21 protein-coding genes and 1 pseudogene are annotated in these 24,037 nt (G+C 74.3%); 11 read left to right on the top strand and 11 right to left on the bottom strand.

The window, feature by feature from the left end; translation table 11 throughout:
• Positions 1–19 precede the first annotated feature (19 nt).
• Both FHS34_RS35395 and FHS34_RS35390 read right to left on the bottom strand, forming a co-directional pair.
• Entirely contained in the window at positions 20–1,549 is a 1,530-nt protein-coding gene (locus FHS34_RS35395; protein WP_184973241.1) for a hypothetical protein, read from the bottom strand.
• Between the two features lie 69 nt (positions 1,550–1,618).
• Positions 1,619–2,326: a GntR family transcriptional regulator gene (locus FHS34_RS35390; protein ID WP_184973239.1), complete on the bottom strand. Its 708-nt coding sequence runs from the start codon at positions 2,324–2,326 to the stop codon at positions 1,619–1,621.
• 126 nt (positions 2,327–2,452) lie between these two features.
• On the opposite strand from FHS34_RS35390, the gene FHS34_RS35385 reads away from it, so the two are divergent.
• From FHS34_RS35385 to FHS34_RS35365, 5 genes are read left to right on the top strand one after another with little or no spacing between them, the layout of a single operon-like run.
• Positions 2,453–3,772 (top strand): MFS transporter, encoded by a 1,320-nt coding sequence (locus tag FHS34_RS35385; protein ID WP_184973236.1) that lies wholly within the window; start codon positions 2,453–2,455, stop codon positions 3,770–3,772.
• A 5-nt stretch (positions 3,773–3,777) separates the two neighbouring features.
• A complete protein-coding gene (locus FHS34_RS35380; RefSeq protein ID WP_184973314.1) occupies positions 3,778–4,608 on the top strand; it encodes a putative hydro-lyase in 831 nt (276 codons plus the stop codon).
• Positions 4,609–4,656: 48 nt separating this feature from the next.
• Positions 4,657–5,415, top strand: coding sequence for a LamB/YcsF family protein (locus FHS34_RS35375; protein ID WP_184973234.1), 759 nt, complete (start codon positions 4,657–4,659; stop codon positions 5,413–5,415).
• Positions 5,412–6,029, top strand: coding sequence for a 5-oxoprolinase subunit B family protein (locus tag FHS34_RS35370; RefSeq protein ID WP_184973232.1), 618 nt, complete (start codon positions 5,412–5,414; stop codon positions 6,027–6,029). Before FHS34_RS35375 ends, FHS34_RS35370 begins: the two co-directional genes overlap by 4 nt.
• Positions 6,026–6,895: a 5-oxoprolinase subunit C family protein gene (locus FHS34_RS35365; protein ID WP_184973230.1), complete on the top strand. Its 870-nt coding sequence runs from the start codon at positions 6,026–6,028 to the stop codon at positions 6,893–6,895. Before FHS34_RS35370 ends, FHS34_RS35365 begins: the two co-directional genes overlap by 4 nt.
• A 239-nt stretch (positions 6,896–7,134) precedes the next feature.
• On the opposite strand, the pseudogene FHS34_RS35360 reads toward FHS34_RS35365, so the two are convergent.
• The 5 genes and pseudogenes from FHS34_RS35360 to FHS34_RS35340 form a co-directional block, all read right to left on the bottom strand.
• Positions 7,135–7,968: pseudogene (locus tag FHS34_RS35360) on the bottom strand (SGNH/GDSL hydrolase family protein); the annotation flags it as partial.
• On the bottom strand, positions 7,965–9,140 hold the full coding sequence (locus FHS34_RS35355) for a glycosyltransferase (RefSeq protein WP_184973228.1): 1,176 nt from the start codon (positions 9,138–9,140) through the stop codon (positions 7,965–7,967). The gene FHS34_RS35355 and the pseudogene FHS34_RS35360, both read right to left, overlap by 4 nt.
• A complete protein-coding gene (locus tag FHS34_RS35350; protein ID WP_184973226.1) occupies positions 9,137–10,264 on the bottom strand; it encodes a glycosyltransferase family 4 protein in 1,128 nt (375 codons plus the stop codon). The genes FHS34_RS35355 and FHS34_RS35350 overlap by 4 nt, the downstream gene beginning before the upstream one ends.
• A 311-nt stretch (positions 10,265–10,575) precedes the next feature.
• Positions 10,576–11,994 carry a HEAT repeat domain-containing protein gene (locus FHS34_RS35345; RefSeq protein WP_184973224.1) on the bottom strand — a complete coding sequence of 473 codons (1,419 nt, stop codon included), beginning with the start codon at positions 11,992–11,994 and terminating at the stop codon, positions 10,576–10,578.
• 300 nt (positions 11,995–12,294) lie between these two features.
• Positions 12,295–12,687 (bottom strand): ankyrin repeat domain-containing protein, encoded by a 393-nt coding sequence (locus FHS34_RS35340; RefSeq protein WP_184973222.1) that lies wholly within the window; start codon positions 12,685–12,687, stop codon positions 12,295–12,297.
• 321 nt (positions 12,688–13,008) lie between these two features.
• On the opposite strand from FHS34_RS35340, the gene FHS34_RS35335 reads away from it, so the two are divergent.
• On the top strand, positions 13,009–13,203 hold the full coding sequence (locus FHS34_RS35335; protein ID WP_031174416.1) for a hypothetical protein: 195 nt from the start codon (positions 13,009–13,011) through the stop codon (positions 13,201–13,203).
• Positions 13,204–13,243: 40 nt separating this feature from the next.
• Positions 13,244–14,851: an ABC transporter ATP-binding protein gene (locus tag FHS34_RS35330; protein WP_184973220.1), complete on the top strand. Its 1,608-nt coding sequence runs from the start codon at positions 13,244–13,246 to the stop codon at positions 14,849–14,851.
• 162 nt (positions 14,852–15,013) lie between these two features.
• Here the strand turns inward: FHS34_RS35330 and FHS34_RS35325 are convergent, their stop codons facing one another.
• Entirely contained in the window at positions 15,014–16,522 is a 1,509-nt protein-coding gene (locus tag FHS34_RS35325; RefSeq protein ID WP_184973217.1) for an SCO1417 family PLP biosynthesis transcription factor, read from the bottom strand.
• A gap of 30 nt (positions 16,523–16,552) precedes the next feature.
• Here FHS34_RS35325 and yczE point away from each other — a divergent pair, with 30 nt between their 5' ends.
• The 4 genes from yczE (at position 16,553) to FHS34_RS35305 (ending at position 20,113) form a co-directional block, all read left to right on the top strand.
• Positions 16,553–17,296, top strand: coding sequence for a membrane protein YczE (yczE, locus tag FHS34_RS35320; protein WP_245002520.1), 744 nt, complete (start codon positions 16,553–16,555; stop codon positions 17,294–17,296).
• The gene (locus FHS34_RS35315; RefSeq protein ID WP_184973215.1) at positions 17,293–18,069 is read left to right on the top strand and encodes a glycerophosphodiester phosphodiesterase family protein; all 777 of its coding nucleotides are present in this window, start codon (positions 17,293–17,295) and stop codon (positions 18,067–18,069) included. The genes yczE and FHS34_RS35315 overlap by 4 nt, the downstream gene beginning before the upstream one ends.
• Before the next feature lie 56 nt (positions 18,070–18,125).
• Positions 18,126–19,472: an MFS transporter gene (locus FHS34_RS35310; protein ID WP_184973213.1), complete on the top strand. Its 1,347-nt coding sequence runs from the start codon at positions 18,126–18,128 to the stop codon at positions 19,470–19,472.
• Between the two features lie 266 nt (positions 19,473–19,738).
• The gene (locus FHS34_RS35305) at positions 19,739–20,113 is read left to right on the top strand and encodes an RNA polymerase-binding protein RbpA (protein WP_003977404.1); all 375 of its coding nucleotides are present in this window, start codon (positions 19,739–19,741) and stop codon (positions 20,111–20,113) included.
• A gap of 127 nt (positions 20,114–20,240) precedes the next feature.
• Here the strand turns inward: FHS34_RS35305 and fxsA are convergent, their stop codons facing one another.
• The 3 genes from fxsA to FHS34_RS35290 all read right to left on the bottom strand — a co-directional run bounded on the left by fxsA (position 20,241) and on the right by FHS34_RS35290 (position 23,939).
• A complete protein-coding gene (gene fxsA / locus FHS34_RS35300; RefSeq protein ID WP_184973211.1) occupies positions 20,241–20,792 on the bottom strand; it encodes an FxsA family membrane protein in 552 nt (183 codons plus the stop codon).
• Between the two features lie 187 nt (positions 20,793–20,979).
• The gene (locus FHS34_RS35295) at positions 20,980–21,774 is read right to left on the bottom strand and encodes a polyprenol monophosphomannose synthase (RefSeq protein WP_184973209.1); all 795 of its coding nucleotides are present in this window, start codon (positions 21,772–21,774) and stop codon (positions 20,980–20,982) included.
• A 557-nt stretch (positions 21,775–22,331) separates the two neighbouring features.
• The gene (locus FHS34_RS35290; protein ID WP_184973207.1) at positions 22,332–23,939 is read right to left on the bottom strand and encodes an amidohydrolase; all 1,608 of its coding nucleotides are present in this window, start codon (positions 23,937–23,939) and stop codon (positions 22,332–22,334) included.
• Positions 23,940–24,037 lie beyond the last annotated feature (98 nt).

Raw genomic sequence — 24,037 nt, 5'->3', positions numbered from 1 at the left:
CCGGCCACCGGCGCGACCATCACGCGGCCTCCGTCCGGTCGGCGGCCATCCCCGCCGCGTCCAGCAGCGCGGTTCCCACGATGAGGTCCGCGCCGCCGAACTCGGGATCGTCCAGTTCGGTCCCGTCGTCCACGGCGAACAGCAGCTTCTGCTCGCCCTGCCGGTAGGCGGTGCCGACGGCGGGGCTGGCCGCGTGGACCGCCAGGAGGGCGACGAGGTAGGCCAGGTCGGGGTCGCCGGTCCGGCGGGCCTCGGCGAGCAGCCCCGACAGTCTCCGCGGCGCGTCCGCCGGCAGGTCCAGCAGGTCGGTCGCCGCGGCCAGCTGTTCCTCGCTGAACCGGCTGTCGTCCGGTGTCGCGATCAGGTCGGGTTCGGGCATCTCCGCGCCCAGGTGTTCCCGTTCCACGGGGGGCGTCAGCAGTATGTCGACGAGGTCGGCGACCCGGACGGACACCGGTGTGCGCAGTCCCGTGCCGTGCGCGAAGAACGCGTCCGTGACCCGGATCGCCTGCTCCAGGGGCAGCGGCAGGGTGGGGGCGACAAGATGGCCGTAGAGGTCGGTGCCGGATGTCGTGGCGGGCGTGGCGAAGGCCTGCCGGTCCTGCTCGGCGCGGAACAGCGGGCCCGCTTCCAGCAGGCGGGACTGGAGCTGGGTGTGGCGCCGGATGCAGTCCTTGACGATGTCGACCAGCTCGGCGGCGCGGCGCTTGTTCTCGGGGTCCTCGGTCTCGTCGCGGGCCTTGCGGATGTTGGTGAGGATGGCGTTCTCGTGGCGGTAGCGCTCGGCCACGTGGTCCAGGGCCTCGGCGATCATGTCGGGGACGGCGTTCAGCCAGTCGACCGCGCGGACGTTGCGCCGGGTGGCGTCCAGGGCCCGGCGGAGCGTCTCGGAGTACTGGACCGTGCGGTAGCGGGCCTGCTCGGCGGCGAGCTGGGCGTCGGCGAGCCGGCCGCGGCTGATCAGCACCTCCAGCTTGACCTCGGCGGCGATCTGGGCGCTGGTGACGTCGGTGTCGAGGGCGCCGACCAGGACGTTGACCGCTTCGTCCGTGGTGCGGAGGTAGACCGTGCCGCCGGGGCCGGGGACCTCCTCGATGAGCTTGAAGTCGTAGTCACGGCGGACGTAGGTGCCGTCGGGCGCGAAGGTGCCGTAGACGGCGCGGAAGCCGCGGTCGACGCTGCCGACGTTGATCAGGTTCTCCAGGACCCAGCGGGCCACCCGCTCGTGTTCGGCGGCGGGCCGGTGCGGGGCCTGGGCGGCGATGCGCGGGACGAGCCGGGCCACGATCTGCTCGTGGTCGGCGCCCGTGTCGAAGTCCATGTTCAGCGTGACCAGGTCGATGGCGGACAGTGCCACCTCGGCCATTCCGTACACCGAGTACTCGCCGGCCAGGTTGGCCTTGCGCGCGTCCAGGTCGTGCAGCGGCGCGGTGCAGGCGAGCGCGCGCAGCCGACGCGCCAGCCCCTCGTCGGCGGCCGGACCCGGAGCCGGGCGCGGCCCCGCGCTGAGCTGGGGCGGAACGCTGTCCGTCGATGCAGGCGAAGTCACGGTGCACAGATTAGGTCCTCGGTCTGACAACAACCCAAACGACGCAGAAGCGACGGCCGTCACAGAGGCTCAAGACGCGCCGGTGCCGTCCTCGCCCACCCGGCGCCGGTAGACCTCCACCACCCGCTCCAGCGAGTCCGCGAGGTAGGTGTCCAGCAGCCGTTCCGCGCCCCGCCGGTCGCCGGCCTGGAGCGTGTGCAGCAGCTCGCGGTTGCGGGTGAGGTAGGGCTCGTGCAGCCGGCGCGGGTCGTCCACGACGTGGAAGGCGAGCCGCAGCTCGGCGAAGACGCTGCGCATCAGCTCGTCGGTGCGCTCGCTGCCGGCGAGGGCGACCAGTTCCCGGTGGAAGTGGATGTTGGCGGTACCCAGCGCTTTCCAGTCACTGTCGACGGCCGCCCGCTCGCCCTCGGCGACGGCCGCGGCCAGTCCCTGGAGCGGGTACGGCGGCTCGCCGAGGCCGCGGACGACGGCGCACTCCACGAGGGAGCGCGTGCGGTAGATGTCCTCGACGTCCTCGACGGTCAGGACCCGGACGAACACGCCCCGGTTGAGCTCGTGGATCAGCAGGCGCTCATGGGTGAGCAGCCGGAACGCCTCGCGCAGGGTGTTGCGGGAGACGCCGAGCGCCCCGCCGATGCTGTCCTCCGACAGCCGGGTGCCGGGCGGGAAGTACCCCTCGGAGATGCGGCTCCTGAGGATGTCCGAAACCCGCTCCGCGGTGCTCGTCCGGCCCAGGAGGACACGGTCGCCGGCCAGTCCCGTCAGCTGCTCTGCCATGCCCGGAATTCAATCGCAGACACCGGGACGAGACAACGCGGGTATTGAAGGATCGTTGAACGATCCTCTACGGTGCTCCGCACGGCTCACTTCCCCGCACCCTCCGTCCCCCTCTGCGAGGTGCCCATGAGCACGACCCCACCGCCCGGATCCGCACCCGCCGGCGTACGGCCGGCGCCGGCCGAACAGCCCGCCGAGGACGGCGCGTTCGGCTGGCTGCACGCCCTCGGCCCTCGCGGGCGGCGCGCGTTCGCCGGAGCTTTCGGCGGATATGCGCTGGATTCCTACGACTACTTCACACTGCCGCTGAGCATGGTGGCGCTCTCGGCGTACTTCGGCCTGAACAGCGGACAGACGGGCCTGTTCACCACCGTCACGCTGGTGGTCTCGGCGGTCGGCGGCGCCGCGGCGGGCGTGCTCGCGGACCGGGTCGGCCGGGTCCGGGCCCTGATGATCACGGTGATCACGTACGCCGTCTTCACCGTCGCCTGCGGCTTCGCGCCCACCTACGAGACCCTGCTGGTCTTCCGTGCCCTCCAGGGCCTCGGCTTCGGCGGCGAGTGGGCGGTCGGCGCGATCCTGGTCGCCGAGTACGCGAGCGCGCGCCACCGGGGCCGTACGCTCGGCGCGGTCCAGAGTTCCTGGGCGATCGGCTGGGGACTGGCGGCGATCGTCTACACGCTGGTCTTCTCCTTCGCCGGCGACGACCTGGCCTGGCGGGTGATGTTCTGGACCGGGGCGCTGCCGGCCCTGCTCGTGGTGTGGCTGCGCCGCCGGGTGCACGACGCCCCCACCGCGGCGGCGGCCCGCGAACAGGACCCGCGGCGCGGCTCGTTCGCGGCGATCTTCCGGCCGGCCCGGGACGGCGCCCCGGGCCTGCTGCGCACCACGGTCTTCGCGAGCCTGCTGTCGACGGGTGTACAGGGCGGCTACTACACGCTGGCGACCTGGGTGCCGACGTACCTGAAGTCCGAACGCGGTCTGTCGGTGGTCGGCACCGGCGGCTATCTGACCTTCCTGATCTCCGGCGCCTTCCTCGGCTACCTGACCGGCGGCCAGCTGACCGACCGGCTCGGCCGGCGCGCCAACATCTGGCTGTTCGCGCTGCTGTCGGCGCTGTGCGTCCTGACGTACGCGCACATCCCGCAGGGCGCCGACACCCTGCTGCTGGTGCTCGGTTTCCCGCTCGGCTTCTGCATGTCGGCCATCTTCAGCGGCTTCGGCTCCTATCTGAGCGAGCTGTACCCGACGGCGGTGCGCGGCACGGGGCAGGGGTTCACGTACAACACGGGCCGCGCGGTGGGCGCGGTGTTCCCGACCCTGGTGGGTTTCCTGGCGGACAGCTGGGGCGTCGGCGGCGCGCTGGTCTTCGGCGCGATCGGCTACGGCCTCGCCGCGCTCGCCCTGCTCGGACTGCCGGAGACGCGCGGGAAGGAGCTGGCGTGACCGGGGTGAACCGTAGCGGCGACCGTCCCGTCCTCACCGTCGACGCCCACGCGCACGCGTGGAGCCCGAAAGCCGCGCGGGCCCGTTTCCGCGAGGGCCTGGCCGGACCCACCGCCGGGGTCGCGGCGGGCCACACGCAGGCCAACCTGATCGCGGTGCCCGCCGACTGGGCCTACGACATGCTGCTGTTCTGCCAGCGCAACCCCAAGCCCTGCCCCGTGCTCGACGTCACGGACGCCGGCTCCCCGCGGACCGTCCTCGCCGAGGGCGCCGACCTGCGCACCGACCTGCCGCGCTACCGGGTGTGGCAGGACGGCGAGCTGGTGGACGAACCCACGGACGCGCGCGCGTACTGGCGAGACGACCTGGTGTCGTTCCTGCTCGGCTGCAGCTTCACCTTCGAGTGGGCGCTGGCCCGGGCGGGCGTGCCGATCCGGCATGTCGAGCAGGGCCGGAACGTGCCGATGTACGTGACCGGCCGGGCCTGCCGGGAGGCGGGCCGGCTGCGCGGGCCGATGGTCGTGTCCATGCGTCCGGTGCCGCCCGAGCATCTGGGTGCCGCGATCCGGGAGAGCAGTCTGCTGCCGGCCGTGCACGGCGGCCCGGTGCACTGCGGGGACCCCGCGGCCCTCGGCATCGAGGACCTGGACCGGCCCGACTTCGGGGACCCGGTCGCCCTCGCCGACGGCGACATCCCGGTGTTCTGGGCCTGCGGGGTGACTCCGCAGGCGGCCGTGACGGCCTCCCGGCCGCCGTTCGCGATCACGCACGCACCGGGTCGGATGTTCCTGACCGACGCCCGCGACGAGCAGTACCGGCTGGCCGGCGTCGGCTGAGTCCGGCCCGCCCGGAATTCCCACGAGAACCGGAGACACGAGAACACCATGACCGCGATCGATCTGAACGCCGACCTCGGCGAGGGCTTCGGCCGCTGGCGGCTGACCGATGACGAGCAGCTGCTGTCCGTCGTCAGCAGCGCCAACGTGGCCTGCGGCTTCCACGCCGGGGACGCGGCCACCATGCGCCGGGTGTGCGAGCTGGCGGCCGAGCGAGGAGTGACGATCGGCGCGCAGGTCTCCTACCGGGACCTCGCCGGGTTCGGACGGCGCGCGATGGACGTACCGCCCGCCGAACTGGCGGCCGAAGTGGCCTACCAGATCGGCGCCCTGGAGGTGTTCGCACGGGCGGCGGGGGCGCGCGTGGCGTACGTCAAGCCGCACGGCGCGCTCTACAACCGGGTGGTGCACGACGCGGAGCAGGGCCGCGCGGTCGTCGAGGGCGTACGCCTGGCCGACGGCTCGCTGCCGGTGCTGGGCCTGCCCGGTTCGCGGCTGCTGGAGCTGGCCGCGGAGGCGGGGCTGCCGGCCGTCACGGAGGCCTTCGCGGACCGGGCGTACACCGACGAGGGCACGCTGGTGCCGCGCGGCCGCGAGGGCGCCGTGCTGACCGACCCGGACACCGTCGTCGAACGCTCGGTGAGCCTCGCGCGCTCCGGTGCGGTCGTCGCGCACTCCGGCGCCCGGATCCGGGTGCGCGCCCGGTCGCTGTGCCTGCACGGCGACACGCCCGGCGCGGTCGGTCTGGCCCGCCGGGTACGCGAGCGGCTGCTGGCGGCGGGCGTACGGGTGGAGGCGTTCGCGTGAGGGCGCTCCTCGTCGGCGACGACGCGCTGCTCGTCGAGGTGTCCTCCGGCGCGGAGGCGCGGGATCTGCACGCGGAGCTGCTGCGCCGCCGCGCGGCGGGCGCGCTCGCCGTCCGTGAGATCGTCCCGGCGGCCCGCACGGTGCTGCTCGACGGCCTGGCCGACCCGGCCCGCTGGGCGGCGGAACTGACCGCCGCTCAGGTGCCGGAATCGACCGCACGCGCGCGTGCGCTGATCGAACTCCCCGTGCGCTACGACGGCCCGGACCTCGCGGCGGTCGCCGCGCACTGGGGGGTGACCGAGCGGGAGGCGGTCCGCATCCACGCCGGCACCGAGTTCACGGTGGCCTTCTGCGGCTTCGCCCCCGGCTTCGGCTACCTCACCGGGCTGCCGGACCGCTACGACGTCCCGCGCCGCGCCACCCCGCGCACGGCGGTCCCCGCGGGTGCCGTGGCGCTGGCCGGGCCGTACACGGGCGTGTACCCGCGCTCCTCGCCGGGCGGCTGGCAGCTGATCGGCACGACGGACGCGGTCCTCTGGGACCACGCGCGCGTGCCGGCCGCGCTGCTGGCGCCGGGGACACGTGTGCGGTTCGTACCGGTGGAGGGCGCGTGACCGACCGTGCGCTCCTCGTGGTGCGGGCCGGGGCCCTGACCACCGTGCAGGACCGTGGACGGCCGGGCTACGCGCATCTCGGTGTGCCCCGCTCCGGAGCGCTCGACCCGTCCGCCGCCGCTCTGGTGAACCGGCTCGTCGGCAATCCGCCGGACGCCGCCGTCCTGGAGACCACCCTCGACGGCTGTGCGCTGCGCCCTCGTTCCATGGTGCGCGTCGCGGTCGGCGGTGCGCCCTGTCCGGTGACGGTCGGCGGACGCCCGGCCGCCTGGGGCGCCCCGGTCGTGGTACCGGCGGGCGAGCTCCTGGAGGTGGGCGCCGCCACGGCCGGTGTGCGCGGCTATGTGGCCGTCTCCGGCGGCATCGCCGCCGAGCCGGTCCTCGGCAGCCGTGCCACCGACCTGCTGTCCGGCCTGGGCCCGGCCCCGCTCGCGGACGGCATGGTGCTGCCGCTGGGCGCCCCGGCCGGGCCGCCCGCGCGCGTGGACGGTGTGCCGCAGCCGCGTCCGCCCGCCGAACTCGTGCTCCGGGTCACCCTGGGGCCGCGCGCCGACTGGTTCACGGCACGGGCGGTCCGGGACCTCAGCACGCGCGCGTACCGGGTCTCCGCCGCGAGCAACCGCATCGGCCTGCGCACCGAGGGGCCCGCCCTGGAGCGGGCCCGGCCCGGTGAACTCCCCAGCGAGGGCATGGTGCTCGGCGCCGTGCAGGTGCCGCCGGACGGGCGCCCGGTGGTGTTCCTGGCGGACCATCCGACCACCGGCGGCTACCCGGTGATCGCAGTGGTCCGCGCCGGCGACCTGCCGCCCGCCGCACAGGCGCTGCCGGGCACCCCGGTCCGGTTCGTGCCGGTGCGGCGGCGCTGAGCCCCGACGGCCTCGGCGTCCTGCTCCGGCGCCTCCGCGCTCCCGCCGGCGCGGCACCGCCGCACCGGCACGGCCGCGAGCACCTCCTCCGGCCCGGCCACCTGCTCACCGGTCCGGCACCGCTGCACCGGCACGGCTTCGGAGGCCGCCTGTTCCGGCCCGGCTTCGAAGGCCGTCCGTTCCGGTTCGGCCGCGCGCTCGCCGGTGCGGCACCGGTGTGCCCCGGCATCGGCTCCGGGGGCCGTCGGCAGGGCCGCGAGGGCCGCGGAGACGTCCGCCGACGCGCGCAGGTCCAGGCGGGCGCCGATGCCGCGGGCGCGGTGGTGCAGCTCGTCGGCGGCGAGGCGCAGCAGCTGCGGCAGCAGGTCGTTGCAGCGCCGCACCACCCAGCCGGTCCCGGCCGTGGCCAGCCACCACAGGCTCGCCGTGCGGGTCGGTGCGGGGAACTCCGGCTCGGGCGAGGGGGGTTGTCCGGTCGCCCGGCCCGCTTCGACGAGCAGCGCGTGGCAGCGGGCGGCCAGCTGCCGGTGACCGCGCTCGCCCGGGTGCAGCCGGTCCGCGCTCCACAGCGTGCGGTCGGTGACCCAGATCCCGTCCGCCGCGTGCAGGTGGACGGCGCCGTGGCGGTCGGACAGCGCGTGGACGACGTCGTTGACCGCCCGCTGCCGGCGGGCCAGCGGACGGGCCAGGGCGTCCGGGAGCCCGAGCATCGCCCCGGGGTCGGGCAGACAGGCGGTGAGCAGGGTGGCGCCCTGGCGGGCGAAGGCCGCATAGACCTGGTCGAGGCGGGCGGCCACGGCGTGGATGTCGAAGGTGCGGCGCAGGGTGTCGTTGACCCCGACGACCACGGACACCAGGTCGGGGCGCAGCTCCAGGGCGGCCGGCGTCTGCCGTTCCAGCACGTCCCGGGTCTGTGCCCCGCTGACCGCGAGGTTGGTGAACCGTACCTGCTCGCCGTCCTCGGTGAGGGAGGACGCCAGCAGCGCGGCCCAGCCCCGCCATCCCGCACCGACCGGGTCGCCCACGCCCTCGGTCAGCGAGTCCCCGAGGGACACGAAGCGGACGGGTCTCATGCCGCGGCCTCCGGCACGGCGGGACGGCCGCCGGCGCGGCGCAGGACCTCGGCGTCGTGGGCCGTCAGGAACGCCTCCACGGCGGCTCCCCAGCCGAAGCACTCCGCACGCGCGCGTGCCGCATCCCGCCGCTCGGCCGTACCGCGGTCCAGGAGCCGCTCCACGGCGTCCGCGAACGCCTCTCCGGTGTCGTTCGCGGTGGCCCCGGCGGACCCGATGACCTCGGTCAGTGCCGAGGAGGCGCTCGCCACCACGGGCGTGCCGCACGCCATGGCCTCCAGTGCGGCCAGTCCGAAGGTCTCGGCGGGGCCGGGCGCGAGGCACACGTCGGCGGACGCCTGCAGCGCGCCGAGGGCGGCCCGGTCGGAGACGTGCCCCAGGAAGGTCACGGGGAGCCCGCGGTCCCGTGCCCGCTGCTCCAGCCGGGCCCGCAGCGGCCCGTCCCCGGCGACCACGAGCACCGCCCGCCGTCGGCGGCGCAGCAGCGCCTCCAGGGCGTCCAGGGCCGTGCCGGGGCGCTTCTCGACCGACAGCCGGGAGGCCATCACGAGCAGCTCCTCGTCCGCGCGCGCGTAGCGGGCACGCAGGCCGGGGTCGCGCAGAGCGGGGTGGCGTTCCATCAGGTCGACCCCGAGAGGGGCGCGTACGACGTTGCGCGCGCCGATGCGCACGAACTCGCGCTCGGCGAACTCGGTGGTGCACACCACGCGCGAGTAGACGTGCGCGGTGCGGGTGTTGAGGGAGTCGGCGGCGCGCCGGGCGAGCTGCTCGGGCAGTCCCCAGGTGCGCAGCACGCCGTCGGTGGTCTCGTGGGAGACCATCATCGCGGGCACGCGCGCGCGGCGGGCCCAGCGGCCGGTCCAGCGCAGGGTGGTCCGGTCGGAGACCTCCAGGCGGTCCGGGGCCAGCTCCTCCAGCAGGGCGGCCACGCGCCGCTTGTCGGTGAGGACGCGGTAGCCGCCGGTGCCGGGCAGCAGCGGGCCGGGCAGGGTGATGACGCGGCCCTGCTCGGTGTCGTGGTCGGTGTGCCGTTCGCCCGGCACTATCAGGACGGGTTCGTGGCCGGCCGCGCGGAAGCCCCTGCCGAGTTCGCGCAGGGCGGTGCGCAGGCCGCCGGAGGCGGGGGCGACGAAGTTGGCGAGGCGGACGATGCGCAGGGATGCTCCGGTCATGCCGCCACCGCCGTCTTCCGGGTCGCGAGAACGTCGTCGTAGTGGGCGATCAGCTGGTCCCCGACCGCGGCCCAGGTGCGGCCCTCGACCATGGCGCGGGCGGCGGCGCCGTACGCGGCCCGCCGCGCGGGATCGGCGGCCAGGGCCCGGACGGCCTCCTGGACGGCGGTGGCGTCGCACGGCGGGACGAGCAGGCCGGTGCGGCCGTGGGCGACCAGGTCGAGCGGGCCGCCGGCGGCGGGCGCGACCACCGGGACACCGCTGGCCATGGCCTCCTGGACGGTCTGGCAGAAGGTCTCGAAGGGTCCGGTGTGGACGAACAGGTCCAGCGAGGCGAAGATCCGGGCCAGCTCGTCGCCGGTGCGGCGGCCCAGGAAGGTGGCGCCGGGCAGGGCCTCGGTCAGGTGCGCCTGGCTCGGACCGTCGCCCACGACCACGAGCCGCAGGCCGGGCAGCCCGCAGACTCCGGAGAGGAGTCCGACGTGTTTCTCGGGGGCGAGCCGGCCGACGTAGCCGACGATCAGTTCACCGTTCGGGGCGAGTTCGCGGCGCAGCGCCTCGTCGCGGTGTTCTGGCCGGAAACGTGCGGTGTCCACGCCGCGCGGCCACAACCGCACCCGCGGTACGCCGTGCGCCTCCAGGTCCGACTGAGCGGCGCTGGAGGGGGCCAGGGTGCGGTCGGCGGCGGCGTGCACGGAGCGGATCCGCCGCCAGGCGGCGGCCTCTCCTGCGCCCATGTAGGTACGCGCGTATCCGGCCAGGTCGGTCTGGTAGACGGCGACGGCGGGGGTGCCGAGCCGGGCGGCGGCCGCCATGCCGCGGACGCCGAGGACGAAGGGGCTGGCCAGGTGGACCACGTCGGGGCGGTGCGAGACGAGGGCCGCGGCCAGGCGCCGGCTGGGCAGGGCGACGCGGACCTGGGGATAGCCGGGGAGCGGGAGGGAGGGGATCCGGACGACCGGGCACGGGGCGTCCGTGTCCGGGCGGCTGCCGGGAGCGGGAGCGGGGGCGACGACGAGCGGATGGTGACCGCGATCTACGAGGTGCCGGGCGGTCTGGAGCGCGCAGTGGGCCACGCCGTTCACATCGGGGGGAAAGGATTCGGTCACGATGACGACACGCATACGGGTGTTGTCGCCGCGCCGGACGTGCCCGCGTCGACTTCGATCTTTCCGCGCGGGGAACGTCCCATGAGCGTATGGCTGCCCACCCGAGCAGGTCAGGCTGCCGTCATGGCCGCCTGACCTGCGAGTCACCCGGTGTTCACCGCCCGGGCGGTCGTCCGCCCGGGCCGGATGTGCGGGTGCGGACCGGCCGGCGCGGGCTCGGCCCGCTCAGGGCCCGGCCGGTGTGCGGCCCTGGGTGTGCGGCCCCGCCGGTGGGTGGCCGCGCCGGTGCGTGGCCGCGCCGGTGCGTGGCCGCGCCGGTGCGTGGTTCAGCCGAGCGTCGCGTCGGGTCCGAAGCGGCTGCGGACCGCCGTCTGCACCTCGTCCTCCTCGGCAGGGTCGGCGGCCAGGCGGCGCAGGCGCTCCACGACCCGGGTGTCACCGGTCTCGGCGTGCCGGGCGGCGATCTCGCGGGTGGTCTCCTCGCAGTCCCACAGGCACTCGACGGCGAAGCCGGTGGCGAAGGAGGGGTCGGTGGCGGCCAGCGCGCGGGCGGCGCGGCCGCGGAGGTGGGAGGAGGCCGTCTCGCGGTAGACGTGCCGCAGGACGGGGGCCGCGCAGGCGATGCCGAGGCGTCCGGTCCCGTCGACCAGGGTCCACAGGGTGGCCGCGTCGGGTCCCTCGCCGCGCACGGCCTCGCGGAGGGCGGCGAGGACGAGGTCGCGGTCCCGGGCGCCGCCCCGGCAGGCGAGCATGCGGCCGGCGGCGGCGCCGAGCACGTCGGGGCGCTGGGCCCAGCCGCGGGCGCGGTCGACGGCGGCGACACCGCGCATCCGTTCGAAGGCGTCGACGGCCGCCTCCACGACGGCCGTCGTGCCGTCGGCGACCGCGGCCTCGATCAGGTCGAGGGCGCCTGGGTCGTCGCTGTCGGCGAGGTAGCGCAGAGCGGTGCAGCGGGCTCCGTCGATGCCGGTCCTGGCGGCCTGGAGGATCTCGGGCCGGTCCTCGGGGCCGGCCACGGCGGCCAGACAGCGGGCGGCGGGCACATGGAGGGCGGCACCGCGCTCCATGCCCTGCTGGGCCCACTCGAAGACGGCGCGGACGCTCCAGCCCGGGCGGGGCCCGGTGGGACGCATCTGCCGCTGCCAGCGGTCGAAGCAGCCGGCCTCCTGGGCGGCACGCACCCGCGTGGCGACCGACGGGCGCGGGTCGTCGGCCCACAGCCGCCAGGGCCGTGGCTCGAAGGCGTCGCGCACGGCGGCGGCCAGCTCGGCCTCGCCCTCGGCGTCGGTGGTGAAACGGGCCAGGACGGGGGCGGCGAGGGCGCGCAGGCCCGCGTCGTCGTCCCGCAGGGCCAGCTCGTCCAGGGCCCAGGCCCAGTTGGAACCGTGCGCGGCGTACCTGCGCAGCAGTTCCAGGGCGTCCCGCCTGCCGTAGGAGGCGAGGTGCCCGAGGACCGCCAGGGCCAGGCCGGTGCGGGACTCCTCGGTGTCGAGGACGTCCTCGGCGGCGAACAGGTGCGCCTCGACGGCGTCCAGCTCGCCGTTCAGGTCGAGGTAGAGCCGCGCGTAGTACAGGGAGCGGTTCTCCACCTGCCAGTCGTGGCGGGGATCGCGCAGCACACAGTGGTTGAGGGCCGCGAGCGCTTCGGCGCGCGGGGCGGTGAGCGCGTGCAGCGTGCCGTCGCCACGGCCGCGCTGGAGCAGCCCGAGCAGCGTACCGCTGGGCGCTATGACCGGATCGAACATGGGAAACAGCCTCACATCAAGCGTCGACGCAACCGGGAAACACGCATTACCTGGCCGCGTGACACAACGTCGGAGCGCCCGCCGTCTCTTGCTTGCTGTAGACCATCTCTCTCTGCCTCTCGTCGGTGGCCCATGCGGACCGCGTCACGGTCCGCGCGGTGCGGCAACACCTGCCCAGCCATCGCGTCCGTGAATCACGACGTCATGATGACCCGCGCTGTGTGCTGCCGCGACCGTATTTCCGGCGGCCCTTTACCGCCTCCCCCGTTATCTGTGTCGTACCTGGTCAGGACACGTGGTTCAGTGTGTTCCGAACAGCTCCAGCAGTTCCGTCTTGGCGAACATCCGGGCCGTGTCGACGGCCGACGGCATGCCCGCGGAAGGATCGGCTCCGCCCTCCAGGAGGGCCTTGATGACGTCCGTCTCACCCTTGAAGACGGCGCCCGCGAGCGGGGTCTGGCCCCGGTCGTTGATCTGGTTCGCCGCCGCCCCGCGGGCGAGCAGCGCGCGCACCGCGTCGGCGTGACCGTGGTAGGCGGCGAGCATCACCAGGGAGTCGCCGCGGTCGTTGGTGAGGTCGGCCGGAACACCCGCGTCGACATACGCCACGAGCGCCTCGGTCTGCCCCTGCCGGGCCAGATCGAAGATCTTGGTCGCCAGCTCCACGACCTCGGGGTCGGGGGCTTCACTCATCGGCGGGACCGCCTCTCCTTGCACGTTCGGGGACTGCTGGGGAACTGAGCGAGCGTACGACAGCGAGGGAACGCAGCCGTACGAGTGAATCGCCAGCGTACTGGCTTGCGCGGCACATGACCCGATGTGCCCGAGGTAAAGATCAGCGACGGGCCTCACGGCGGGCGACATGCCTGGTCAACCGGGGCGGAGCCGGCTCCGCCAAGTGAGGGAAATCTGCCGTTTTTCACCCGGTTGCACCTTTAATCGTATGGATACATCCTGTGATCCTGGAAGAACTCATGGTGACTGTCCCCCACCTTCGACACCAGGAGGCCCGAAATGATCCTCTCCCTGTCTGGCGTGTTCCTGCTCGGCGTCGTCGTCTTTCTCTTCTTCCGCAAGGACGGACTGAAGGGCTCGCACGCCACGGTCTCGGCTCTGTTCGGCTTCTACCTGTCGAGCACGGCCATCGCGCCGAGCATCAAGGCCGGCGGCGAGAGTCTCGCCAGCCTCCTCGGCGGCCTCAAGTTCTGACCCCGCCCACCCCACCCGCACGCACGATCAGGAGTCAGCAGTGGCCCGGCGCCCCCTCCCCCGCATTCTGAGCAAGGACAGCGCCCAGATCGCCCGGATGCAGCTCGCCCGGAGCAGGGAGCTGGCCCGGACGGCGGCCGACAGCGCCACCGACGTCCTCCACCCGCTGATCACCGTCACGCGCGGGCTGCGCCTGCTGGCCGCGGCCGGCCGGCGCAGATGGGCGGACACGCCCAAGGACAAACGCGGGCCGCTGCTGTTCCTGGCGGCCTCCGTCGTCCTGGTCGTGGCCCTGGTGCCGTACGGCCCGCTGCTCGCCGTCATCACCCTGATGGCGGCAGCGGGCTGGCAGGGCCGCGACCGCGCCCCGTCGGCGTCCGAGGGGCCCGACGAGTCCCAGACCGAACGGCTCCAGGCGCTGTACGAGGCCCTGGTGCCGTACTTCTCCGGCCCCGACGACCCGGCTCCGCTGTACGCGCACGGCGGGGAGTGGGAGAAGGCCTTCGCCGCGCACGAGTTCGACGACTCCGGGCGCTTCGCCCACCTCGAGATCCGGTACCCCGCCTACTTCCCGGACGGCGAGCCCTCGGCCCGCGCGCGGATCGAGCAGCTGCTCACCGTGAAGGCGGGGCGGAGCCGCGAGTACCACTTCGACTGGGACGAGGAGGGCAATCGGCTCGCCGTCACCGTCCTCGCCCCGCTGCCCGCCGACGTTCCCGCCCAGCGCTTCGTGACCGCGCCCGGCGAGACCGTGCTCGGTTACACCGACCCCAGTGAGGTCCAGCGCACCCTCCCTCTCTCGTACGGGGAGGAGAAGATCGACGTCCCGCCGGTCGTCTGGCGCACCGGCATCCGCTCCACCGAGCCGCACCTGCTGGCCATGGGCCACCCCGGCGGCGGCACGTCCACGCTGCTGCGCTCCATCGCCCTGCAGGCCCTGCAGTACGGCGACGTGCTGATCGTCGACGGCGGCGGCACCGGCGAGTACGCCTGCCTGACCGGCCGGGACGGCGTACTGGCCGTCGAGTGCTCCCTCGCCGGGGCGCTGGCCAGCCTGGAGTGGGCGGCGCAGGAGACCGAGCGGCGGCTGATCGCGATCAATCTGGCCCGGCAGGCGGGCGACCCGCCGCCCGCGGACACCCGGCGCCCGCTGTGGGTCCTGCTGGACCGGCCCGGCGTGTTCGCGCACCTCGCGGCGGCGGACGGCCGCAAGGATCCGCAGGCCCTGCTCCAGGTGCCGCTGCGGCACGGGCGCGCGGCGAACGTGACCGTGGTCGTGGCCGAACAGTTCGACAACGCGGAGACGCTCAGCGACGCGGTACGGCAGCACACGCGCGCGCGTGTCGTGCTGGGGGCCGCCGCGCCGCAGCAGGTGGAGGCGGTGCTCGGGGCGCCGCCGCACACCACGCCGCCCGCGCAGGTGCCGCCCGGGCGGGGATACGCCCGGCTGGGGTCCGGTCCGGTGCACCGGCTCCAGGTGCCGCGTACGCCGGACCCCTACGACGACGCGACGAGCGATGCCGACCGGCAGGCGGTGCTGGATCTGCTGCCGGCGCGGACCGCTGCCGGCGGGGCGGAGCCGGATCTCACCAAGCCGGTGGAGGAGAAGACACCGGTGACCGCGGAGGCCGTGCCGGCCGAGGGCTGAGGGATCCGTGACCCTCCACCGGCCGCCGGGTGAGCGCCCACCGGTTCGGCCGGTGCGGCATCGTCGGCGACCGCGCGCCGCCGACGGCCCGGCGCGCAGTTCCCCGCGCCCCTGGGGAACCGCCGGCACCGTCGGCCTCACGGCACCGGCGGGCGTGCCCGGTCACGCCACGAATGTGCGGGGTGCTTCCGCGCCGCCCGTGGCGCCGGATTCCACCAGGCGGGCCGCCGCGGCGAGCCGTGCCGCCGCCTCGTCCGCGACCGCTCCCCCGACGGTGAAGGGAAGCCGTACGTAGCCCTCGAAGGCGCCGTCGACGCCGAAGCGGGGACCGGAGGGCACACGGACACCGGCCCGCTCGCCCGCTTCCGCGAGGCGGGAGCCGGACAGGCCGCCGGCGCGGACCCAGAGGGTCAGGCCGCCCCGGGGGACCTCGAACTCCCAGTCCGGCAGTTCCCGGCGGAGGGCGGCCACCAGGGCATCGCGGTTCTCGCGGGCCTGGACCCGGCGCAGCTCGACCGCCTCCGCCCAGCCGCCGGTGCTGAAGAGCCAGTTCACGGCCAGCTGCTCCAGCACCGGCGTGCCCAGGTCGGCGTACGCGCGCGCGGCGACCAGGCTGCGGATGACGTCGGGCGCCGCACGCACCCAGCCGATCCGCATCCCCGCCCAGAACGCCTTGCTGGCCGAGCCGACCGTGATCACCGTGGAGCCCGCCGGGTCGAAGCCGCACACCGGGCGCGGCATGCCGCCGTCCCGGAAGTCCTCGTCCAGCCAGAGTTCGGACATCGTCTCGTCGGCGACCAGGACCGTGCCGGCAGAGCGGGCCGCGTCCACCAGCCGGCGCCGCTGGTCCTCGTCGGCGAGCGCGCCGGTGGGGTTGTGGAAGTCGGCGACCACATACGCGATGCGCGGCGCGGCCTCGCGCAGGATCTGGCGCCAGCGGTCCATGTCCCAGCCGGACAGGCCCGCCGCCATCGCGACCGGGACGAGCCGGGCGCCGGCCTCGCGCATGAGCTGGAGGATGTTGGCGTAGGACGGCGACTCCACGGCGATGCGCTCGCCGCGGCCCGCGAAGAGGTGGCAGATCGCGTCGATGGCACCCATCGCACCGGTCGTCACCATGATCTGCTCGGGCATGGTGGGGATCCCGCGCGCGGTGTAGCGCTCGGCGATCATCGAGCGCAGGGCGGGCAGCCCGGCCGGGTAGTCGCCGTGCGTGTGGGCGTACGGCGGCAGCTCCTCCAGGGCACCCCGCACCGCCCGGGTCAGCCACGGCTCGGGGGCCGGCAGCGAGGCACAGCCGAGGTCGATCACCGAGCCGAGGGACTCCGGCGGGAGCGGCTCCAGGCCGCGGGCCGGGACCGGATTGCCGGCCGGCACGGCGGTCCAGCTGCCCGCTCCGCGCCGGGACTCCAGGAAGCCCTCGCCGCGCAGCGCCTCGTAGGCCGCCGCGACGGTGGTACGGCTGACGGAGAGGGCCAGGGCCAGTTCGCGTTCCGCGGGCAGCCGCGCGGCCACCGGGACCCGGCCCTCCAGCACGAGCAGCCGGACGCCGTCGGCGAGGGCGCGATAGGCGGGGGGACGGCGGGTGCCGGGACCGGCCGGGCGGTCCTGCTGGGAGGTGAGGAGCCGGGCGAGTTGCGCGGCCCCCACCGCCGAGGTCCACTGCGCCATGGAGATCAGTCCACCTTCCCCGGATTGGCCATGGATGACGATTGCTTCCAAGCCACAGAGTGTCATGCGTCAGGCCACTTCCACCACCCAGGGGGGTATCTCGTGTCCACTCCCGGCGCGTCCGTGTCCGGTCGCCGTCTCGGACGACGGTTGGTCCAGCTCTACGCCGGACTCACGCTGTACGGCGTGAGTTCGGCGCTGCTCGTGGCGGCGGGACTGGGGCTGGAGCCGTGGAACGTGCTGCACCAGGGGCTCGCGGAGCTGACCGGACTGAGCATCGGGGCCGTGCTGATCATCGTGGGCGCGGCCGTGCTGCTCCTGTGGATCCCGCTGCGCCAGCGGCCCGGGCTCGGCACGGTCTCCAACGTCTTCGTCATCGGTCTCGCCATGGACGGCACGCTCGCGCTCCTGCCGGACCTCCGCTCCCTCGCGGTGCGGATCCCGCTCATGGTCGCGGGGATCGTGCTGAACGGCATGGCCACCGGACTGTACATCGCGGCGCGCTTCGGCCCGGGTCCGCGCGACGGCCTGATGACGGGGCTGCACCGGCGCACGGGCCGGTCGATCCGGCTGATACGGACGGCGGTCGAGGTGGCGGTGGTGGTCACCGGATTCGCGCTGGGCGGCACCATCGGGGTGGGCACCGTGCTGTACGCCGTGTCCATCGGCCCGCTGGCACAGGTGTTCCTGCGGTGGTTCGCCGTCCCGTCGGCACCAAGGGGCAGCACGGTCGTTGCCGCCGCGACACCAGAGCGGGTCATACTGCGTCCGTGACCCTCACGACACCACCCCTGCGCCACCCCTACCTGGACCACCCGGGGCCGATCGCCTTCGCCCACCGGGGCGGTGCGGCCGACGGCCTGGAGAACACCGTGGCGCAGTTCGGGCGCGCCGTGGAGCTGGGCTACCGGTACATCGAGACGGACGTGCACGCCACGGCCGACGGCCGGCTGGTCGCCTTCCACGACTCGACCCTGGACCGGGTCACCGACGGCGCGGGCCGGATCGCCGACCTGCCGTGGGCGGACGTACGGCAGGCGCGCGTGGGCGGCCGGGAACCGGTGCCGCTGTTCGAGGAGCTGCTGGACACCTTCCCCACGGTGCGCTGGAACGTCGACATCAAGGCGGAGGCGGCGCTGCGGCCCCTGCTGGAGCTGATCGAGCGCGAGGACGCCTGGGACCGGGTCTGTGTGGGCTCCTTCTCCGAGGCGCGGGTGCTGCGGGCGCAGCGGCTGGCCGGGCCCCGGCTGGCCACCTCGTTCGGCACACGCGGGGTGCTGAGCCTGCGGCTGCGCTCCTGGGGGCTGCCGGCCGCGGTGCGCCGGTCGGCCGTGGCCGCGCAGGTGCCGGAGGCCCAGTCGGGCGTGCAGGTGGTCGACCAGCGCTTCGTCCGTGTGGCGCACGCGCGCGGGCTGCAGGTGCACGTGTGGACCGTCAACGAGGCGGAGCGGATGCACCGGCTCCTGGACCTGGGCGTTGATGGCATCATGACCGACCACATCGACACGTTGCGCAAGGTCATGGAGGAGCGCGGCGTCTGGGCCTGACCGCCCGGCCGTCCCGGCCCGAGCCTTCGCAGTACAGCGGGGAAGCGAGGGCACGGGTGGGCACCGACACCGTGCGGGTACGGACGGCGGACGAGACCGCCGGGCGCAGACGCGAGCAGCGCGGCTGGTACGTCTACGACTGGGCGTGCTCGGTCTACTCCACGAGCGTCCTCACGGTGTTCCTCGGCCCGTATCTCACCTCGGTCGCCGAGCGGGCCGCGGACGGCGACGGCTATGTGCACCCGCTGGGCGTCCCGGTCCGGGCGGGCTCCTTCTTCGCCTACTCGGTGTCCCTGTCGGTGGTCCTCGCGGTCGTCCTGATGCCGCTGGTGGGCAGCGCGGCCGACCGCACGGGCCGCAAGAAGCCGCTGCTCGCCGCGGCGGCGTACACCGGAGCGGCGGCCACGACGGGGATGTTCTTCCTGGACGGCGACCGGTATCTGCTCGGCGGGGCACTGCTGGTCGTGGCCAACGCGGCGCAGTCCGTCGGGATGATGCTCTACAACTCCTACCTCCCGCAGATCGCCCCGCCCGAGGAGCGGGACGCGGTCTCCTCCCGGGGCTGGGCCCTCGGCTACGCGGCGGGCGCCCTCGTCCTGGTCGCCGACCTGGTCCTGTACTCGGCGCACGACTCCTTCGGCCTGTCCGAGACCGCCGCGGTCCGCGTGTGCCTGGCCACGGCCGGCCTGTGGTGGGGCGCGTTCACCCTCGTACCGCTGCGCCGGCTGCGCGACCGGCACGCGCGCGTGGAGCACAGCACGGCACCGGGGCTGCGGCAGCTCGCGGCGACGGTCCGGGACATGCGCCGGTACCCGCTGACGCTGGCGTTCCTGCTGGCGTACCTCGTCTACAACGACGGCATCCAGACCGTGATCTCCCAGGCGTCGGTCTACGGCTCCGAGGAGCTCGGACTCGGCCAGTCGACGCTCATCGTGGCCGTGCTGCTGGTGCAGGTGCTGGCCGTGGCGTGCGCGCTGGCGATGGGCCGGCTGGCGCGGACGTACGGCGCGCAGCGCACGATCCTCGGCTCGCTGGTGGCGTGGACGGTCACGCTGGCGGCGGGCTACTTCCTGCCGGCCGGGGCGCCGGTGTTCTTCTTCGTGCTGGCCGCCGGCATCGGCCTGGTCCTCGGCGGCAGCCAGGCGCTGTCCCGGTCCCTGTTCTCCCACCTGGTGCCGCCGGGCAAGGAGGCCGAGTACTTCTCCGCGTACGAGATGAGCGACCGCGGGATGAGCTGGCTCGGCCCGCTGCTGTTCGGCGTGACGTACCAGCTGACCGGAAGCTACCGCTCCGCGATCGTGTCGCTGGTGGCCTTCTTCGTCCTCGGTTTCGCGCTGCTCGCGCGGGTCCCGGTGCGGCGGGCGATCGGCGAGGCGGGCAACCCGCTTCCGGAAAAGATCTAGCGTCGATTTAGCACTCGGCGCGAAAGGGCGGTAGTGTACGCGTTTGGCCTGCCAGGCGTACCGTTACTGCGCGTCAAAGATGCCGGAACGCTGGGTGACATCTGCTAGCAGATGTGACAAACCGGGCGCCTGTGGGTAGAACAAGGGGCGGCTACGACGGCGACGCATGACCCGGAACGGGAATCTTTACCGCCGACCGGACGTTGACCGGATGACGACGACAGCGACACCTGTCCTGTGGGCGACAAGCCCGGGAGGCACGATTCATGAGTGAGCGAGCTCTTCGCGGTACGCGCCTCGTGGTGACCAGCTACGAGACGGACCGCGGTATCGACCTGGCCCCGCGCCAGGCCGTGGAGTACGCATGTGAGAAGGGGCACCGGTTTGAGATGCCCTTCTCGGTCGAGGCGGAGATCCCGCCGGAGTGGGAGTGCAAGGTCTGCGGGGCCCAGGCACTCCTGGTGGACGGCGACGGCCCTGAAGAGAAGAAGGCCAAGCCCGCGCGTACCCATTGGGACATGCTGATGGAACGACGCACCCGCGAGGAGCTCGAAGAGGTCCTCGAGGAGCGTCTGGCGGTGCTGCGCTCGGGGGCGATGAACATCGCGGTCCACCCCAGGGACAGCCGCAAGAGCGCATAAGGCGCGCATACAGCACAAGTAACCGCGGGCGCCGTACGCAGATGTACGGCGCCCGCGGTTTCGTGCTGCCCGGAGTCCCTGGGGCAGCGGCCCGGCGGGCCGTGCCCGGCCCCCGCGGACGGCGGACTCAGCGGGTGAGCGGAGGCCGCTGCTCCCCCGGCTCGGGGCGGTCCTCCCGGATGACCTCGCCCTGGACCACCTTGCCGTCGGGCCGGTGCATGCGGGCCTGCTGGAACGCATCGCCCAGGCTCCCCGGAGCGGCCTTGCGAAGGCTCCTGTCGAAGGCGTTCTCCGCGAAGCGGCTCACCGCCTTCTGGACCGGCGGGAGCAGCAGGAGCAGACCGGCCGCGTCCGAGACGAGGCCGGGGATCATCAGCAGCAGACCGCCGAGCATCATCAGGCCGTTGCCGCCGCCTCGCTCCGGCGAGCCGCCCCGCTGCAGTGCCTCGTTCAGGCTCTGGAAGGCGCGACGGCCCGCCCGCTTGATCACCACGGAGCCGGCCACGAGGCCCGCGACGAGCAGAAGGAAGACCGTGAGGCCGCCCGCGGCGCCCGCGACCAGGGTCAGCAGCCAGATCTCCAGCACCAGCCACGCGGCGATGCCCAGCGGCAGGTACCTGCGCAGCCGTGAGGGCCGGCGGCGGGCGGTGTACGGAGAGGTGGGAGCGCCAGTCGTCATGCTCCCAGTGTGCCTGGGCGCGGCTCAGCGCGGGATAAGGGGCTGACCGGCCCGCTCCGGGCACCGTGCGCCGGCCTGCTCCTGGCACCGTGCGCCGGCCCGCTCCGGACGCCGTGCGCCGGGCGTGCCGTGTCCTGCTCGGGCCGGACCGGGGCCCGCGAGCCCGGCCCGGTCCGGACGAGAGGCCCTAGGCGTGCTTGTCCTTGCCGGTGATCTTGTCGACGCGGTCGCCCACGCCCCAGGCGGTGACCCGCCACAGCGCCTCGACGACGATGTTCTTGCTCATCTTGGAGTCACCGAGCTCGCGCTCGACGAAGGTGATCGGCACCTCGACGACGTGGTAGCCGGCCTTGACCGCGCGCCGCGCCAGGTCGACCTGGAAGCAGTAGCCCTGCGAGGCGACCTCACCGAGGCCCAGGCCCTCCAGCGTCTCGCGGCGGAAGGCACGGTAGCCGCCGGTGATGTCGCGCAGCGGCAGGTCCAGGGCGAGGCGGGAGTAGAGGCTGCCGCCGCGGGAGATGAACTCGCGGGACTTCGGCCAGTTCACCACGCGGCCGCCGGGCACCCAGCGGGAACCCAGGACCAGGTCGGCGCCCTTGAGGGCGGTGAGCAGCCGCGGCAGTTCCTCGGGCTGGTGGGAGCCGTCGGCGTCCATCTCGATCAGCACGCCGTAGTCCCGCTCCAGGCCCCAGCGGAAGCCCGCGAGGTAGGCGGCGCCGAGGCCCTCCTTGCCCTTGCGGTGCAGCACCTGGATGTGGTCGTCCTCGGCGGCGAGCTCGTCGGCGAGCTTGCCGGTGCCGTCGGGGCTGTTGTCGTCCGCGATCAGTACATGCGCCTCGGGGACGGCCCTGCGCACCCGGCCGACGATGGTCTTGATGTTCTCCGCCTCGTTGTAGGTCGGAATGATCACCAAGGCCGTGCCGAGCGGGCCGAACTGCCTCCCGTGGGCCTTGGCCGCGAGGGTCCCGTCGCCGTCGTTCACTGCTGCCCCTTCATGTTGTACGCAGGGGTCCACCATAGTGGGCACGGCCTGGGAAGACATGACATCGTGCGCGTCCGGCGGTGTCGAATCCCCGAGAGCGGGGTAAGAGTGTGCCTTTCGGGCTGTCCCCACGGTACTCCCGGCATCTTCGCACCACGGCGGATGGGGGCCCGGCGCCCTTCGGGCCGACCTGGGACCCGCTGGCTGCGGATCGACCGAAAGCCGTTGTCTACTGAGCGCCCGGGCCCCACCCGGGTCACACCTGGCCGACCAGCTGGAACGTTCCCTCGTCGGCGCGGGCGCTGAGCCTGGCTCCCAGTGGCGGTGCCCGGTGCGGCACACCGTCCCTGACCCAGCGGCGCTGCGACGAGCCGTCTGAACGCTCCCCGGTCGGGCGTCCGGTGGTGGACTCGGACGAACCTACCGGCCCCCGGCCGCCGACTGTCAACAGCCCTCCGACCTGCTGGGGCAGCGCCGGCACGGCGGGCCGTGCGGAGGATGCGCAGGTCGGGCGGCGGGGCCGCGGCGGCGGCCCGCCGCCGCGCCGCCCCGGGAGATCACTCGCCCGGCCGTACGAACACCGTCCGTCCGCCCACCACGGTCCGCAGACAGACCGGCAGGTCACGGCCCGGGGAGAGATCGGGCAGGCCGGGGGTGCCCGAGCGCGGGTCGGTGGACCAGCGGGCCACCCGGTCGTCGGGGGCCTGCACCACCAGCTCGTCCGTCCGCCAGACGGCGTAGTCGGCGGGCGCGCCCGGGGCCAGGACGCCCGCGTCGTCACGGCCGACGGCCCGCCAGCCGCCGCGGGTGTGCGCGGTGAACGCGGCACGGACGGAGATGCGGTGCTCCGGCGTGTGGTGGAAGGCGGCGGCACGGACGGTGCCCCACGGATCGAGCGGGGTGACCGGACTGTCGGAGCCGAATGCGAGCGGCACGCCGGCGCGGAGCAGGGCGGCGTACGGGTTGAGGGTGCGGGCCCGCTCAGCGCCCAGACGCCGGGCGTACATGCCGTCCTCGCCGCCCCACAGCGCGTCGAAGGCGGGCTGGACGGAGGCGATCAGGCCCAGCTCGGCGAATGCGGCGACGGTTTCGGGGGTGAGCATCTCGGCGTGCTCGACGCGGTGCCGGGCGGCGCGGATGCGGGCGAGGCCCAGCTTCTCGGCGGCGGCGCGCACGCCCTCGGCCACGGCGGACACGGCGGCGTCGCCGATGGCGTGGAAGCCGGCCTGCAGACCCGCCTCGGTGCAGGCCACCACATGGGCGGCGACGGCGTCGGCGTCCAGGTAGGCGGTGCCGGTGTGGCCGGCGTCGGCGTAGGGCTCGTGCAGGCAGGCGGTGTGCGAGCCGAGGGCGCCGTCGGCGAAGAGATCGCCCGCGGCGCCGACCGCGCCCAGCTCGCGTGCCTTCTCGGTGTCCTGCTCGGCCCAGTAGCCGACCACGCGCGGCCCCGGTGTCCCGGCGGCGAGCCGCAGCAGGGCCGTGAAGTCGTCCTCGGAGGAGATCTGCGGGCCGCCGCACTCGTGAACGGTGCCGATACCGAGGGAGGCGGCGTGGGCCAGGGCGGTGCGCTGGGCCTCGGCGCGCTGGGCGGGGGTGATGGCCGCGAGGGCGGTCTCGCGGACGACGTGGTGGGCGTCCCGGGTGAGCGGGGCGTCCTCGCGGGGGACGTCACCGGGGACCATGTCCAGCAGGGCCGTGGTGACGACCGCGGAGTGCACGTCGATGCGGGACAGGTACAGGGGGCGTCCGCCGGTGGCCTCGTCCAGTTCCGCGCGGGTCGGCGGCCGGCCGCCGGGCCAGCGGGCGGCGTCCCAGCCGTGGCCCAGCAGCACCCGGTCGCCGGGGCGGGCGGCAGCGAACTCGCGGATCCGCGCGAGGGCCGTCTCCAGGGAGGGGGTGCCGGAGAGGTCGAGGCCGGTCAGGGCCAGGCCCGTGGCGGTGGTGTGCACATGGGCGTCGGTGAAGGCCGGGGTGACCAGGGCGCCGTCGAGGTCGACCACCTCGTCCACGCCGTCGGCGAAGGCGTCGGCGGCGCCCTCGGAGCCGACCCAGGCGACCTGGCCGTGCTCCACGACCATCGCGGTGGCGAAGGGGTCGGCGGGGCTGTGCACCTCGCCGCGGCGCAGGAGGACGGTCTTGGCGGGCTCGGCGGTGCGGTTGCTCATGACCGACAGTCTCTCTCGCCGTCCACACGGCACCGCACCAGGGGCGCGCGCGGGCAGGCACCCGGCAGGGCGGGACACCGGAGCAACGGCACGGCGGA

It is taken from the genome of Streptomyces echinatus (genome assembly GCF_014203595.1).
Lineage (GTDB): Bacteria > Actinomycetota > Actinomycetes > Streptomycetales > Streptomycetaceae > Streptomyces > Streptomyces echinatus.
Note: the sequence above shows the minus strand (reverse complement) of the source record. Positions and strands in the feature narration are given on the sequence as shown.